We start from the raw sequence: 13413 nt of genomic DNA, 5'->3' as shown, positions 1-13413 counted from the left end.
TGCTGCTCGTTGTGCTGCCTGGTGGACCGGGGACGGTTCGCACCCTGCTCTGCCGGCCAAGTATCCCCGAGCCGCCGACGGCGCCGCCCGGCAGGGCGGAGGTCGACGTTCCGGTTGAGGGCGGTCCGGACGGGCCGGGCCCGTTCCCGCCTGCCTCGTTCCCCGTGTGGGAGAACTCGACGCCGCCCCCGGCCGCCGACTCCTTCACGCCGCCGCACACGATGCCCCGGAAGCCACATCCCTCCCCCCGGGTCCGCATCCGTCGCGGGCCAGGGTGACCCCCGTCACCGTACGAGCAACTGGAAGTCGAAGGAATAGCGCGAGGCCCGGTAGATGTGGGAACCGAACTCGACCGCGCGCCCGGTGTCGTCGAAGGTGGTGCGTTCCATCGTCAGCAGCGCGGCACCCTCGGTCTCGGCGAGTGCGGCCGCTTCCTGGGCGGTGGCGAGCCGGGCACCCACGGCCTGGCGGGCACTGTGCAGGGTGATGCCGGCGCCGCGCATCATCCGGTAGAGGCCGGTGGTCTCCAGCCGTTCGGTCTCCAGGCCGACGATCCCGAGAGGCAGGTGGTTGCGCAGGAGTGCCAGCGGCTCGTCGTGCGCGTACCGCAGTCGCTCGACGAGGTGCACGTCGGTGCCCTCGGTGATTCCGAGCGCGTCGGCGACTGCGGCACCGGCGGGCTCGACGGTGTTGCGCAGGACACGGGTGGTGGGGTGTCCGCCCGCCGCTTCCAGGTCGTCGTACAGGCTGCTCAGTTCGAGGGGGCGCCGGACCCGGCTGTGCACGACCTGGGTGCCGACGCCTCGGCGGCGGACCATCAGTCCCTTGTCGACCAGTGACTGGATGGCCTGGCGGACGGTGGGGCGGGACAGCCCGAGCCGGGCCGCGAGCTCGATCTCGTTGCCGAGGAGGCTGCCGGGGGCCAGCCGGCCCTGCTCGACGGCCGCCTCCAGCTGCTGGGCCAGCTGGTAGTACAGCGGAACCGGACTGGTGCGGTCCACACCGAGGTCGAGCGCGGCGGGGTCGGTGGTGGGTTTGGGCACGCGTGGAGGGTATCCCTCACGTCAGAACCTCCGGTAGTCCGGTCGTCCTGTTGTCCGGACAGCATGAACATCGAACAAGCCTCGCCTTGTCAGGACATATGGTTGACAGCGCAGTCGGTGGGCGGCACGTTGGGTCCATGCGCATCGGACTCATCGGCACCGGCCGGATCGGTTCCTTCCACGCGGGCGTGCTGGCCCGCCATCCCGCGGTCGACGCCCTGGTGGTGACGGACACCGACAGGGCACGGGCGGCCGAGGTCGCGGACCGCCTCGGTGCGCGGGCCGCGGACAGCGCCGCCGAGGTGTTCGGCGCGGGCGTGGACGCCGTGGTGATCGCCTCGGCCACCTCGACGCACGCGGATCTGATCGGGCAGGCCGCGCGCGCGGGGCTGCCGGCGTTCTGCGAGAAGCCGATCGCGCTGGACCTGCCGGGGACGCTGGGCGCGCTGTCCGAGGTCGACCGGGCGGGCAGCGTCCTCCAACTGGGCTTCATGCGCAGATTCGACGCCGGGTACGAGGCGGCCCGCACCGCGGTGCGGGCCGGGGCGCTGGGCAGGCTGCACACCGTACGGGCCATGACCATGGACCCCGCACCGCCGCCCGCCGCGTATCTGCCGCTCTCCGGAGGGCTGTACCGGGACTGTCTGGTCCATGACTTCGACATGCTGCGGTGGGTGACGGGCCGTGAGGTGACCGAGGTGTACGCCACCGGGTCGGATGCCGGACCTGGGATGTTCCGGGCGGCGGGTGACGTCGACACGGCGGCGGCCCTGCTGACTCTCGACGACGGCACCCTGGCCACGGCGACGGCCACTCGCTGCAACGGCGCCGGTTACGACGTGCGGATGGAGCTGGCGGGCGAGCTCGGCCAGCTCACGGTCGGCCTGGACGACCGCACTCCGGTCACCTCGGCGGAGCCGCGGGGCCCGGCCGCGCCGCGCCGCCCCTGGCCGGGCTTCCTGGAGCGGTTCGCCCCGGCGTACGAGGCGGAACTGGACGCGTTCGTACGGGTGGTGCGGGGCGAGCTGCCCAATCCGTGCGACGGCCGGGAGGCGTGGTACGCGCTGCTGATCGCCGAGGCGTGCGAGGTGTCCCGGCGGGAGCGGCGCCCCGTGGCGATCGCCGAGATCGCCGACGGGGCGGCCGCCCGGTCCGGCGCTCATGCCGCGGGGTGAGTCCCACGGCGCCCCGCTCCCGGCGGCCGGGAGCGGGACGGAGGCGTCTCAGGACGGTGTGGCGGACAGTACGGTGCCCTGGGCCACCGCGCAGAGCGTCCGCGCCCCCTCCTCCCCCGTGGCGAACAGCTCGCAGCGGACCACGGCCTGGCGGCGGCCGGTGTGCACGACTTCGGCGCGGGCGACGAGTGTGCGGCCGGTGGCGGGCCGGACGTACTGGATGGAGAAGCCGCCGGTCAGCACGGCCGGGCCGAGGGTCGTCCCGGCGGCGAAGGTGATCGAGTTGTCGGCGGCGTAGGCCAGGACCCCGCCGTGCACGAAGCCGTTCTGCTGCTGCAGCTCCTGACGGATGTCCACCTCCAGGGTGGCCGCACCGTCCCCGAAGGCGGTGATCCTCGCCCCGACCAGCCCGCTGAACGGCTGACTGTCGAGCACCTTCTGTGCCATCTGCAAATCAAGTCCCGTCATGGCAGAGCTTTTTACCTCACCAGCGGACGGGCAGCCCACGCACCCCACGGATCAGCATGCCGGGGAGCCAGTCCGGCTCCCCGCCGTCCGTGTCCAGTACGAGACCGGGGCACCGCTCCAGCAGCGACCGGATCGCGATCCGGCCCTCCATCCGGGCCAGCGGCGCACCCAGGCAGAAATGGATGCCGTGTCCGAAGGCCAGATGCCCCTGGGCGTCGCGGCGGATGTCGAAGCGGTCCGCTTCCGGATAGCGGCCGGCGTCGCGGTCGGCGCCCGCCAGGGAGACCAGGACCGGCTCGCCCGCCGGAATGACCCGCCGCCCGACCCGGACCGTTTCGCGGGGGAAGCGGAACGTGGCGGTCTCCACCGGTCCGTCGTACCGCAGCATTTCCTCGACGGCCCCGTCGATCAAATCGAAGTCCGCACGGAGCAAGGCCAGTTGGCCCGGATGGTCGAGCAACGCCCGCACCCCGTTGGAGATCAGGTTGACCGTGGTCTCGTGCCCGGCGACGAGCAGCAGGAAAGCCATGCCCACGAGCTCGTCGGGCGACAGTCCGTCCCCTTCCTCGTCACGTGCCCTGACCAGCGCGCTCATCAGGTCGTCACCGGGCGAGGACCGCTTGTCCTCGATGAGTTCGCCGAGGTAGGCCCCCATGGCGGCCACGGCCTCGCGCTCCTGCTCCGGTGTGGCCGGGGTGACGACGCCGTTCGACAGCCGACGGAAGGCGTTCCGGTCCAGGTCCGGCACACCGATCAGTTCGCAGATGACGGTCATCGGCAGCGGGAAGGCGAGCGCGTCCACGAGATCGGCCCGCCCGGCCGGCACCATCGCGTCGAGGAGTTCATCGGTGATCTGCTGGACGCGGGGGCGCAGGGCCTCGACCCGGCGTGCGGTGAACTCCCGGGTGACGAGCTTGCGCAGCCGGGTGTGGTGGGGTGCGTCGAGCTCCAGCATGTTGGCGAAGATCGGATCGTTCCCGTCGGGCCGGTCCACCAGCCCTTGCCACTCCTTGCCGAACCGCTGGTCGGCGAGGACGGCGCGGCCCTCGTCGTACCCCACCACGAGCCAGACCCGGTCGAAGTCGTCGGTACGGACGGTGTGCACGGGACCGGCGGCGCGCAACTTCTCGTAGTGCGGATAGGGGTTCGCGGTGAAGTCCTTGACCCCGCGCAGATCGAAATCGACATGGACACTGGCATCGGACATGGGGTCGCCTCTCCCGGTCTGATCGGCTCGATCGCTGGCGATCGACCGCTTCAGCCTATGTGGCCCGGTCTGCGCCGTCCTCGTCGAGCAGGCCCGCGTCGTGCACCAACAGCGCGATCTGGACACGGTTGTTGAAATCGAATTTGGCCAGGATCCGGGACACCTGGGTCTTCACGGTCGCCACGCTGAGATAGAGCGTGGCGGCGATCTCGGCGTTGGAACGGCCCTGCCCGACGGCGATCGCGACCTCGCGTTCCCGTTCGGCGAGGGCCGCGATCCGCTGCCTCGCCCGGTCGGTGCGGTCCACCCGGTCGCCTCGGCCGGACCCGGGGCCGGTACCGGCGGCACGGGCCATCAGCCGGCGGGTCACCGCGGGCGACAGCACCGGATCACCGGCCGCCACCCTCCGCACCGAGTCGACGATCCGGGCCGGAGGGGTGTCCTTCAGGACAAATCCCGCGGCTCCGGCACGGATGGCCCGCAGCACCTGGTCGTCGGCATGGAACGTCGTCAGGACGATGACCTCCGGTGGGTCGGGGCGGGACCGCAGCGCCTCGGTCGCCGTCAGCCCGTCCATGGTCGGCATCCGGATGTCCATCAGCACCACATCGGGGCGGAGCCGGTCGACGAGATCCACGGCCTCGGTGCCGTCGGCCCCCTCCCCCACGATGTCGATGTCGTCGGCGCCGCCGAGCATGAGGGTGAGCCCGGCCCGTACGAGCGGGTCGTCGTCGACGATGAGCAGCCGGACGGGCTGCGCCACGGGATCCATGGGCGTCGGGGTGGTCATGACGACAACCGTAGCCAGACCCCGGCCCCTGACGTGTCCCGGTCCGCGGCGGCCTCGGGGCCTCTCGTCCGGATCGGGCACGGTTCGTGTGCCCCGGCACCGCGCCCCGCCGATCCGGCCCGATCCGAACGGAAGACCCCGGCGGACCGTGCGCCGCTCAGGCCGGCCACGGCAGCCAGGCCCGGATGCCGAAGCCGCCGTCCGGCGCCGGCCCGTGATCGAGACGGCCCCCGGCCAGGGTGGCGCGTTCCGTGAGGCCGATGAGCCCCTGGCCCGAGCCGGGGACCTGCTCGAACGGTTCGGTGGGCGCCGGATTGCGCACCTCGATGGTGAGCCCGTCCCCCGGACCGCCGGCGACGGTCACACCGACCTCGGCGCCCGGTGCGTGTTTACGGGCGTTGGTCAGGCCCTCCTGGGCGATGCGGTAGACCGTGCGGCCGGAGGCGGCGGGGGCCGCGGCGGGGTCGGCGATGCGGCTGTCGAGGGTGACCCTCATACCGGCCAGCCGGGACTCGTCGATCAGGGAGTCCAGGGTGGCGAGGGTGGGCTGCGGCCGGTTGTCGTCGCTCTCCCCCGGGCTGCGCAGGACTCCGATGATCTCGCGGAGGTCCTGGAGCGCCTCGTGCGCGCTGTCCCGGATGACCCCGGCGGCCCGCGCCACCTGGGCCGGGGGCGCGTCGGGGCGGAATTCGAGGGCACCGGCGTGGACGCTGAGGAGGGTCAGCCGGTGGGCGAGCACATCGTGCATCTCCCGGGCGATGGCTTCGCGGGCCAGCCGCTGTGCCTGTTCGGCGCGGAGCTCCGCCTCGGTCTCGGCCCGGCGGGCGCGCTCGCGCAGCGTGACGACGAGCTGGCGTCTGGACCGTACGACCATGCCCCAGCTGAGCACCAGCAGCGACAGCAGCACGCCGACGACCGTGGCCGCGGTGAACGAGGTGCCCGGGTCGGGCCGCAGATACGGCTGTACGGGGGTCGTGATCAGAGCGAGTGCCCCGATGACCGCCACGGGGCGGAACGGCCGGTGCACGGCCACGCTGAACAGCGCCACGAGCAGGGCGCCCGCGGCGACCGGTTCGACGGTGGAGACCAGGATCAGGCCCACTGCGAGGCCGACCGGCCACCGCCGTCGCACCCACAGGGCGCAGCAGGCGGCGGCCCCGATCAGGCAGTCGACGAAGACGACGCCGTCCGGGGTGGTGCGGTCGGCGTCGAGGGCCGACGCGGCGAGCAGACCGATGCCGGCGGCGCAGAGGAAGGCGGTGAGGTCGACGATCCAGTCCCGCACGGTGCGTCGTGAGCGGCCTGCCTGGTCACCGGGCAGCTCCGGGTCGGCCATCGCCGAGGGCAGCAGCCAGGGGTACTCCGTACGCGTCATACGACAAAACTACCCAGGTCAGGCACGGGTGCCGACGATCCCGGCGCAGCGAGACACCAAAGTCGCCGAACGCGAGACCTTCGGCGCGGCGCGGCAGTCCGGTGGCCGACGCGGCGGGCGGACGGGAGCCGGGAGGCTCCTGCCATGAAGAAAATCTGCGAGTCGGTCGGCTTCCTCGTCTTCGTCCAGGGGGTCGCCGGACTCATCAACGAATGGACGGGATGGTTCCGGTTCTGGACGCTGGTACGGCGGCTGGACTTCGTCGGTCCCTACGCGACCTTCGTGAACATCGTGCTCGCCGTGGCGGGTGCGGCGGTGATGGTGGCGGCCGACCGGCTCAAGGAGTAGTGGGGTTCACCGCCCGGCGTCCCCAGCCGGTGCCCACCCGCACCAGCACAGCGCCCACCGCACCGAGGACGCCGAGCCGTTCACCGCCGATCGCGATGCCCACGGCGGCGGCCCACAACGGTTCCGTACCGAGCAGCAGACCGACCCGACCCCTGGACGGCGAGGTGCGGCGCACCGACCACATCTGCACGAAGAAGGCGAAGAGCGTGCAGAAGACGGAGAGGAAGAGCGGCCCGCCCCATTCCCGGACCCCGAAGCCCGCGGCCACCGTCCACGGCGCCTGACCGGTGCCGGGCGCGGCCGCGAGCACGGAAGACGGCGACGGCACTGCCGAGCCGGACCGTCGTCAGCGACAGCGAGTCCGCCCCCGCACCGTCTTCATGCGGGCCATGAGCAGCACGTGCACGGTACGGGCGGCCACGAGCATCAGCAGGTCGCGCGCCGACGGGCTGGTGAATCCGCCGCCCCGGGTCAGCAGCGCCACACCGGCCACCGACAGCCCGGCGGCGCCGAGAAACGCCCGGGACGGCCGGACACGGGTCACGGCGGCCTCGGCGAGCGGGGTGAAGATCATCGTGAGGCTGATGACGAGCCCGGCGTTGGTGGCCGAAGTGTGCACGACTCCGTACGTCTCCACCGAGAAGATCCCGCTGAGGACCAGGCCCAGCAGACCCGCTCCCCGCCACTGCGCCGCGCTCAGTGCCCGCAGGCCGCGCCCGCCGGCCACGGCCAGCACGGGCAGCACGACGCCGGACCGGTTCGGTACGCCGGACGAAGTGGCCTCACTGATCGCCTACTTGGCCAGTGCCGAAGCGACGTACATCACGGGTACGGAGGTGACGGTGGACGAAGGCCACGCGGCCTGATCCGCTGCGCGACGGAGACGTTCCGGCCGACACCCCGGACCCCGGCCGGATCCCGACGGCCCGAGGGCCATGGGGAACCGGCCGGGGGTCGGCCCCGTCGGCATCCGTCCCGTCGGTGCGTCCCAGTCGGGCGACGCGGATCCACCGGCGCGCGGATCACCGCGAGCGCGGGGTGAGCTCCGTCATCCGGGACCAGCCGTCACCCGGCACCTCGACGTTGATGATCTCCGGCGTCTCGGAGACGAGATCCGCCATCCGGTCCATCGCCGCGGCGAAGTGCTGCGACTTCACATGGGCCTGACCGGCCTCGGGGGAGGCGAACGCCTCCAGCAGGACGAATTCATCCGGGTTCTCGACGCTGTAGGACCACTCGAAGAACAGGTTGCCCGGCTCCTTCCGGGTGGCGAGGGTGAAGTCCTCGACGGCCGGGAGCCAGTTGTCGCGGTCGGCGCTGTGGACGGTGAATTTGACGACGATGAAGATCATGCCATCAGAGTCCCACAAGCCCCGAACATGAATATGTCGGGCACACCAGGACGAGGCCGACCGGTCCGCGTTCCGGTCCGGCCGGCCCGGCCGGTGATCCGGACGAGAGGCCCTACCCGCCGAGCTCGCGGTGGCGCGCGGCCAGTCGCGCGGCCCCCTCCTCGGTCGGTGAGCCGAAGACCCGCAGCCGGGAGATGCCGCCGTCGGGAAAGATGTCGATCCGGATGTGCGTGGCCCGCACCGCCGCGGGCAGAACGAAGCGGTGGTTCGTGTCGGGCTGGAGCCGGGTCCGGGGCAGCACCTCGGTCCAGTCGCCGCTCTCCCCGTCGCGGGCGGAAAGGCTCGCCCAGCCCGCCGAGTTGCCCTTGAGATACGCGGTGTCGATCTCGACGGCGCGGATCTCCGCCTGCTCGACGAGGCGGTAGCGGATCCAGTCGTTGTCCCGGTCGCGTCGTCGGCGGGTCTCCCAGCCGTCGTCCATCTTGCGGGACCTGCCCGGCTGGATGGTGTTGGTGGCCGGTGAGTAGAACCGGTCGGAGGCATCCTCGACCGTGCCGCCGTTCTCCAGGGCGACCAGGTCGAAGGTGCCGAGGGCGGCCAGCCAGCCGGGGTCGGGGGTGACCTCGCCGTAGACCCGCAGCCGGGCTATCCCGCCGTCGGGGTGCTGATTGACCCGCAGGTGGGTGACGCGCTGCCCGGCCGCGACGGCGAAGCCATTGGCGGCGTGTCCGCCGACGGCCGTACGCGGCAGGAGCGTTGTCCACTTCACCTCGGGCGCGAGGAGGTCCTCGGGTGACGGGGAGCCGGGGACACAGGCCGCCTCGACGGAGACCGCCTGCGGGTAGTTGCCGCGGAAGTGGGCCGTGTCGACGACGATGCCGCGTACGACTCCGGGCGCACCGAGCCGTACCAGTGCCCAGTCGTGGTCCTCGTCGGCGGGGTGCGGCCGGTCGGCGCCCGCACCGCGTCGGCGGCGGGTCTCCCAGCCGTCCATGATCTTGCCCTTGTGACCGAAGCGCTCGGGGTCGAACTCCGCGGGCTCCGGCTTCAGAAGGTTCTCGCGCTCGGCGAAGAACTCGTCGTTGGCGGCGATCACCCCCGCGCCGAGCCGCCGGTCGGCGAGGTCGACGAGGCCGGTGAAGGGGAAGTCGGCCGTGCGGTAGTCGGCGTACGGGTCGCCGCCGCCGTACGGGTTCGCGTCGCCGGTGAAGCGGGCCGTCGCCGTCATGGTCAGTGCTCCCTTTCGAGAAGGCGCCCGGTGGGTCCGGCGACGCCGCCGTCGGCCGCGATCCGTACACCGCGCAGCCAGGTCGACTTCACGACGCCGTGCAGGGTCTTGCCCGCGTAGGCGGTGACCTGGTTGCGGTGGAAGAGCTCCGCGGGGTCGACGGTGAAGGTCTCGTCGGGGGCGAGGACCGCGAAGTCGGCGTCCCGGCCGGCCTCGATGGCACCTTTGCGGGTCAGTCCGGCCAGTTCCGCGGGGGCGGCCGACATCCAGCGGACGACGTCGTCGAGCGAGCGGCCGCGCCTGCGGGCCTCGGTCCAGACGGCGGGAAGGCCCAGTTGGAGGGAGGAGATGCCGCCCCAGGCGGAGGCGAAGTCCGGCGTCTTGAGGTCGGTGGTGCACGGCGAGTGGTCGGAGACGATGCAGTCGATCGTCCCGTCGGCCAGCCCCTCCCACAACGTGTCCTGATTGGCGGCCTCCCGGATCGGTGGGCAGCACTTGAACTCCGTCGCGCCGTCCGGGACCTCCTCGGCGGTGAGGGTGAGGAAGTGCGGGCAGGACTCGACGGTGACCCGTACGCCCTCGCGCTTGGCGGCGGCGATCACCGGCAGGGCGTCACTGGAGGACAGATGCAGCACATGGACCCGGGCGTTCAGCCGCCGGGCGTGTGCGATGAGTCCCTCGATCGCGGTGTTCTCGGCGTCACGGGGCCGGGAGGCGAGGAAGTCGGCGTAAGCGGGCCCGCTGCGCTGCGGGGCGGACGCCAGATGGCGCGGGTCCTCGGCGTGCACGATCAGCAGCCCGCCGAAGCCGGCTATCTCGGCCATGGACCGGGCCAGCTGCTCCTGGTCGAGCTCCGGGAACTCATCGACGCCGGAGGGCGAGAGGAAACACTTGAAACCGAAGACCCCGGCCTCGTGCAGCGGCCTCAGGTCCTTGACGTTGGACGGGACGGCGCCGCCCCAGAATCCGGTGTCGATGTGCGCCTTGGGGGCCGCCACCTGCTGCTTGGTGCGCAGGTGGCCGACGGTGGTGGTCGGCGGAAGGGAGTTGAGGGGCATGTCGAGCAGGGTGGTGATGCCGCCCGCCGCCGCCGCGCGGGTGGCGGTGTGGAAGCCTTCCCACTCGGTGCGACCGGGGTCGTTCACATGGACGTGGGTGTCGACGAGTCCGGGCAGCAGGACGTCGTCGCCGAAATCCTCCAGCCGGGCACCGGCCGGCATCCCGCTGTCGTACGGCAGGACGGCGTCGATTCTCCCGTCGGCGACGGCGACCGCTGCGGGGCGCGTCCCGTCCGGGGTGACGACACGCGTCGAGCGCAATACCAGATTCACGTCCGCACCGGACACCCGTGCTCCTCAATTCGGACTTTCGACCACTACGAATTCAACGAACTGTTGAAGGAGTCTTCACTCGGGATTCGGACCCGTCAAGACCCCACTCTCCTCGCGGGACGACCGACGGACCACCCGCGCCCACAACTAGAGATTTCCGCAAAGTAAAAGATAAATTCCGAAGAGCGGAACGTAACATGGAACCAGTGCGGCATCGCAGAACCGCCCCCCGGACTGCCGACACCGGGACAAACGGGCTCTGACCGGCCAGGACGCCGCACCCTGAGCAGTGGGCCGATCGGGAACCGCCCGGTAGGCTGCGGGGTGCCTCGCCGGGCGGGGCACCCGCACTTCCGCCTCGAAAGGACCGTTGACGTGCCGCCGTCCCACGCCAGCACATCCGACTCCAAGCCCGCCGCGTCGAGCGGTGGTGTGCAGTCCCTTGAGCGTGCATTCGACCTGCTGGAACGGATGGCGGACGCCGGGGGCGAGGTCGGCCTCAGCGAACTCTCCGCGAGCAGCGGGCTTCCGCTGCCGACCATTCACCGTCTGATGCGCACACTGGTGATCTGCGGATACGTACGCCAGCAGCCGAACCGCCGCTACGCACTCGGCCCGCGTCTGATCCGGCTCGGCGAGTCCGCGTCGCGGCTGCTCGGCACCTGGGCCCGCCCGTATCTCGCGCGCCTGGTCGAGGAGACCGGCGAGACCGCGAACATGGCGCTGCTCGACGGCGACGAGATCGTGTACGTGGCACAGGTTCCGTCCAAGCACTCGATGCGCATGTTCACCGAGGTGGGCCGACGGGTGCTCCCCCACTCCACGGGGGTCGGCAAGGCGCTGCTCGCGCACACGCCGCCGGAGGAGGTGCGGGCGCTGCTCGCCCGTACCGGCATGCCTGCCGCCACCGAGAAGACGATCACCACTCCCGACGGTTTCCTCGAAGCGCTGGAACAGGTCCGCAGGGTCGGTTACGCGGTGGACGACAACGAGCAGGAGGTCGGTGTGCGCTGCCTGGCGGTCTCGGTGCCCGACTCCCCCACCTCCGCCGCGATTTCGATCTCGGGGCCGGCCGGCCGGGTGACGGAGGCGGCCACGGAGCGGATCGTGCCGATTCTGCAGCAGGCCGCGAAAGAGCTGTCCGACGCGCTGGCCAGCAGCGGGACCACCGGCTGAGACACCACCGAAACGCGTGGAGGGGCGGCCGGGCCGCCCCTCCACGCGTTTCTCAGGCCGGTGCGGGCACCGTCAGACGGCCGTCGTCCATCGTGACGACGCGGTCCGTCCGGTCCAGATGGGCCCGGTCGTGGGTGACCATCACCGTCGCCGTCGACCGCTGCCGGGTCAGTGTGACCAGCAGTTCGAGCACGGCGGCCCCCCGCTCGTGATCGAGCGCGCTGGTCGGTTCGTCGACGAGCAGCACCGCCGGCTCGTTCATCAGGGCCCGCGCGATGTTGATCCGCTGGCGCTGCCCGCCCGAGAGCTGATGGGGCCTGCGGTCGGCCTTGTCCGCGAGGCCGACCGCGTCCAGCAGCTCCAGCGCCCGGCCGCGGGCGCCGCGCACGGCCCCGCCCGACAGATGGGTCATCACCTGGAGCTGTTCGGCCGCGGTGAGGGAGGGCAGCAGATTGGGCTGCTGGAAGACGATGCCGACGCTCTCGCGGCGCAGCGCCGCCTTTTCCGCACGGCCGAGGGCCGCGGTGTCCGTACCGGCGACGACGACCCGCCCCTCGTCCGGCGTGACCAGGGTCGCCGCCACCGCGAGAAGGCTGGACTTGCCGGAGCCGGACGGTCCGACGACCGCGGTGAGCGAGCCGGCGGGCACGTCCAGCGAGACCCGGTCCAGGGCGGTGAGCCGGCCGTCGCCGTCGGGGTAGGTGAGGGTGACATCGGCGAGGGTCAGGGTCATCGGGCACTCCCGAGTGCGGTGAGCGGGTCGACGGCGGTGATCCGCCGGATGGACAGCGCCGCCCCGACGGCACCGAGGACGATCATGACGGCCGCCGGCACGAGGACGGTCGCCGCGTCGAGGACGAACGGCACGGCACCACCGCTGACCACCGCGCCGATGCCGGAGGCGAGCGCGGTGCCCACTGCGGTACCGATCGCGAGCATCACCACGGCCTGTCCGAGCGCGTCGCGCAGCAGATACGGGGTGGAGGCGCCCAGCGCCTTGAGGACGGCGACATCACCGCTGCGCTGGATCGTCCAGACCGTGAAGAAGGCGCCGATGACCAGGGCCGAGATGGCGAACAGGAAGCCGCGCATCAGCTGGAGCGAGCTGTTCTCCGCCTGGTACGAGCCGATCGCGGTGAGGGAGTCCCCGAGGGAGAGCGTACTGGTGCCCGCCGCCTTGTCGCCCGCGGCGAGGTCGGCGCCGTTGGTGGTGGTCAGGGCGATCACCGTGGCGTGCGGGGTCCGGCCGGCACCGTCGGCCCCGAAGCGCTGCCAGTCGTGGAGCGAGGTCCACACCACCGGTGTATGGCTGTACGAGGCGTCCGTCGCGACCGCGGCGACGGTGACTTCGGTGCCGCCGAGGCGCAGCCGGTCTCCGGCCCCGGCGGCCAGGTCGTCCGCGGCCCCTCGGGACAGCACCACCTTCCCCGTACCGACGGCCCTGGCACCCTCGGGTGCCGGTCCCGCGCCGGGCTCGACGCCGAACGCCGAGACGGCGGCCGTGCGCCCGCCCTCGACGGCGACGGCGTTGAGGGTGCGGATACCGAGCGGCTCCGCGTGGCTCACACCGGGCCGCTCCGCCCAGCTGCGCCAGGCACTCTCCTCGACGATCGAATCGGTGAAGGACACCGACCGGCCGTCGGGCGGGGCGGCGAACGCGAGATGGTCTGCGTTCAGCCCCGTGACGGCCGAGGTGTTCTCCCTGGCCAGACCGGCCGTGAGACCGGACAGCAGGCCCACGAGCAGCGTGATCAGAACCACGACCGTGCCCATGAGCGCGAACCGGCCCTTGGCGAACCGGAGATCTCTCCATGCGACGAACATGCTTCCAGCCTCGGACGCCGACCGCCCGGAAACATCGCGCGGCGGTGGGGCCCGACATCAAACTTTCGATTGACCGGGCGCGGGCGCCGCCCGTCT

13 protein-coding genes and 2 pseudogenes are annotated in these 13413 nt (G+C 71.9%); 4 read left to right on the top strand and 11 right to left on the bottom strand.

The features are described 5' to 3' along the window. Positions 1-284 precede the first annotated feature (284 nt). Entirely contained in the window at positions 285-1043 is a 759-nt protein-coding gene (locus tag ACIOHC_RS37195) for a GntR family transcriptional regulator (protein ID WP_351080896.1), read from the bottom strand. 137 nt (positions 1044-1180) lie between these two features. On the opposite strand from ACIOHC_RS37195, the gene ACIOHC_RS37190 reads away from it, so the two are divergent. Beyond that, complete coding sequence (locus ACIOHC_RS37190) at positions 1181-2218, top strand: Gfo/Idh/MocA family oxidoreductase (RefSeq protein WP_365691042.1); 1038 nt, start codon at positions 1181-1183, stop codon at positions 2216-2218. 48 nt (positions 2219-2266) lie between these two features. On the opposite strand, the gene ACIOHC_RS37185 is transcribed toward ACIOHC_RS37190, so the two are convergent. From ACIOHC_RS37185 to ACIOHC_RS37170, 4 genes are all read right to left on the bottom strand, one after another. Then, positions 2267-2686 carry a PaaI family thioesterase gene (locus ACIOHC_RS37185; protein WP_351080893.1) on the bottom strand — a complete coding sequence of 140 codons (420 nt, stop codon included), beginning with the start codon at positions 2684-2686 and terminating at the stop codon, positions 2267-2269. A 16-nt stretch (positions 2687-2702) separates the two neighbouring features. After that, positions 2703-3893 carry a cytochrome P450 gene (locus ACIOHC_RS37180; protein WP_351080891.1) on the bottom strand — a complete coding sequence of 397 codons (1191 nt, stop codon included), beginning with the start codon at positions 3891-3893 and terminating at the stop codon, positions 2703-2705. 55 nt (positions 3894-3948) lie between these two features. Next, positions 3949-4683 carry a response regulator transcription factor gene (locus ACIOHC_RS37175; protein WP_351080889.1) on the bottom strand — a complete coding sequence of 245 codons (735 nt, stop codon included), beginning with the start codon at positions 4681-4683 and terminating at the stop codon, positions 3949-3951. 157 nt (positions 4684-4840) lie between these two features. Then, complete coding sequence (locus tag ACIOHC_RS37170) at positions 4841-6058, bottom strand: histidine kinase (RefSeq protein ID WP_351080887.1); 1218 nt, start codon at positions 6056-6058, stop codon at positions 4841-4843. Between the two features lie 144 nt (positions 6059-6202). Between ACIOHC_RS37170 and ACIOHC_RS37165 the strand changes: the two genes are divergently transcribed. After that, entirely contained in the window at positions 6203-6406 is a 204-nt protein-coding gene (locus ACIOHC_RS37165; RefSeq protein ID WP_351080885.1) for a hypothetical protein, read from the top strand. Here ACIOHC_RS37165 and ACIOHC_RS37160 read toward each other — a convergent pair. Beyond that, positions 6396-7163, bottom strand: a pseudogene (locus ACIOHC_RS37160) (DMT family transporter); the annotation flags it as partial. The gene ACIOHC_RS37165 and the pseudogene ACIOHC_RS37160 sit on opposite strands and share 11 nt — an antisense overlap. On the opposite strand from ACIOHC_RS37160, the pseudogene ACIOHC_RS37155 reads away from it, so the two are divergent. Beyond that, a pseudogene (locus ACIOHC_RS37155) lies at positions 7156-7272 on the top strand (SDR family oxidoreductase); the annotation flags it as partial. The pseudogenes ACIOHC_RS37160 and ACIOHC_RS37155 sit on opposite strands and share 8 nt — an antisense overlap. A gap of 156 nt (positions 7273-7428) precedes the next feature. Here ACIOHC_RS37155 and ACIOHC_RS37150 read toward each other — a convergent pair. The 3 genes from ACIOHC_RS37150 to allB form a co-directional block, all read right to left on the bottom strand. Beyond that, positions 7429-7758: a putative quinol monooxygenase gene (locus ACIOHC_RS37150; protein ID WP_351080879.1), complete on the bottom strand. Its 330-nt coding sequence runs from the start codon at positions 7756-7758 to the stop codon at positions 7429-7431. A 112-nt stretch (positions 7759-7870) separates the two neighbouring features. Next, positions 7871-8986 carry an allantoicase gene (alc, locus tag ACIOHC_RS37145; RefSeq protein WP_351080877.1) on the bottom strand — a complete coding sequence of 372 codons (1116 nt, stop codon included), beginning with the start codon at positions 8984-8986 and terminating at the stop codon, positions 7871-7873. A 2-nt stretch (positions 8987-8988) separates the two neighbouring features. Continuing rightward, complete coding sequence (allB, locus tag ACIOHC_RS37140; RefSeq protein WP_351080875.1) at positions 8989-10332, bottom strand: allantoinase AllB; 1344 nt, start codon at positions 10330-10332, stop codon at positions 8989-8991. 360 nt (positions 10333-10692) lie between these two features. Between allB and ACIOHC_RS37135 the strand changes: the two genes are divergently transcribed. Continuing rightward, positions 10693-11493, top strand: coding sequence for an IclR family transcriptional regulator (locus ACIOHC_RS37135; protein ID WP_351080873.1), 801 nt, complete (start codon positions 10693-10695; stop codon positions 11491-11493). 52 nt (positions 11494-11545) lie between these two features. On the opposite strand, the gene ACIOHC_RS37130 is transcribed toward ACIOHC_RS37135, so the two are convergent. Together ACIOHC_RS37130 and ACIOHC_RS37125 are read right to left on the bottom strand one after the other, a co-directional pair. Further along, positions 11546-12226, bottom strand: a complete 681-nt coding sequence (locus ACIOHC_RS37130; RefSeq protein ID WP_351080871.1) for an ABC transporter ATP-binding protein — start codon at positions 12224-12226, stop codon at positions 11546-11548. Further along, complete coding sequence (locus ACIOHC_RS37125) at positions 12223-13317, bottom strand: ABC transporter permease (RefSeq protein WP_351080869.1); 1095 nt, start codon at positions 13315-13317, stop codon at positions 12223-12225. Before ACIOHC_RS37125 ends, ACIOHC_RS37130 begins: the two co-directional genes overlap by 4 nt. Positions 13318-13413: the final 96 nt, after the last annotated feature.

The sequence above is a fragment of the Streptomyces sp. NPDC088252 genome, from assembly GCF_044740965.1.
GTDB lineage: Bacteria > Actinomycetota > Actinomycetes > Streptomycetales > Streptomycetaceae > Streptomyces.
The sequence above is the reverse complement of the archived record's forward strand: the minus strand, read 5'-3'. Positions and strand labels throughout refer to the sequence as shown.

Excerpts from the sequence above, each read along its gene's own strand:
- ACIOHC_RS37190 (WP_365691042.1), top strand. The coding sequence starts at position 1,181 with ATGCGCATCGGACTCATCGGCACCGGCCGGATCGGTTCCTTCCACGCG.
- ACIOHC_RS37185 (WP_351080893.1), bottom strand. The coding sequence starts at position 2,686 with ATGACGGGACTTGATTTGCAGATGGCACAGAAGGTGCTCGACAGTCAG.
- ACIOHC_RS37180 (WP_351080891.1), bottom strand. The coding sequence starts at position 3,893 with ATGTCCGATGCCAGTGTCCATGTCGATTTCGATCTGCGCGGGGTCAAG.
- ACIOHC_RS37175 (WP_351080889.1), bottom strand. The coding sequence starts at position 4,683 with ATGACCACCCCGACGCCCATGGATCCCGTGGCGCAGCCCGTCCGGCTG.
- ACIOHC_RS37170 (WP_351080887.1), bottom strand. The coding sequence starts at position 6,058 with ATGACGCGTACGGAGTACCCCTGGCTGCTGCCCTCGGCGATGGCCGAC.
- ACIOHC_RS37165 (WP_351080885.1), top strand. The coding sequence starts at position 6,203 with ATGAAGAAAATCTGCGAGTCGGTCGGCTTCCTCGTCTTCGTCCAGGGG.
- ACIOHC_RS37150 (WP_351080879.1), bottom strand. The coding sequence starts at position 7,758 with ATGATCTTCATCGTCGTCAAATTCACCGTCCACAGCGCCGACCGCGAC.
- alc (WP_351080877.1), bottom strand. The coding sequence starts at position 8,986 with ATGACGGCGACGGCCCGCTTCACCGGCGACGCGAACCCGTACGGCGGC.
- ACIOHC_RS37130 (WP_351080871.1), bottom strand. The coding sequence starts at position 12,226 with ATGACCCTGACCCTCGCCGATGTCACCCTCACCTACCCCGACGGCGAC.
- ACIOHC_RS37125 (WP_351080869.1), bottom strand. The coding sequence starts at position 13,317 with ATGTTCGTCGCATGGAGAGATCTCCGGTTCGCCAAGGGCCGGTTCGCG.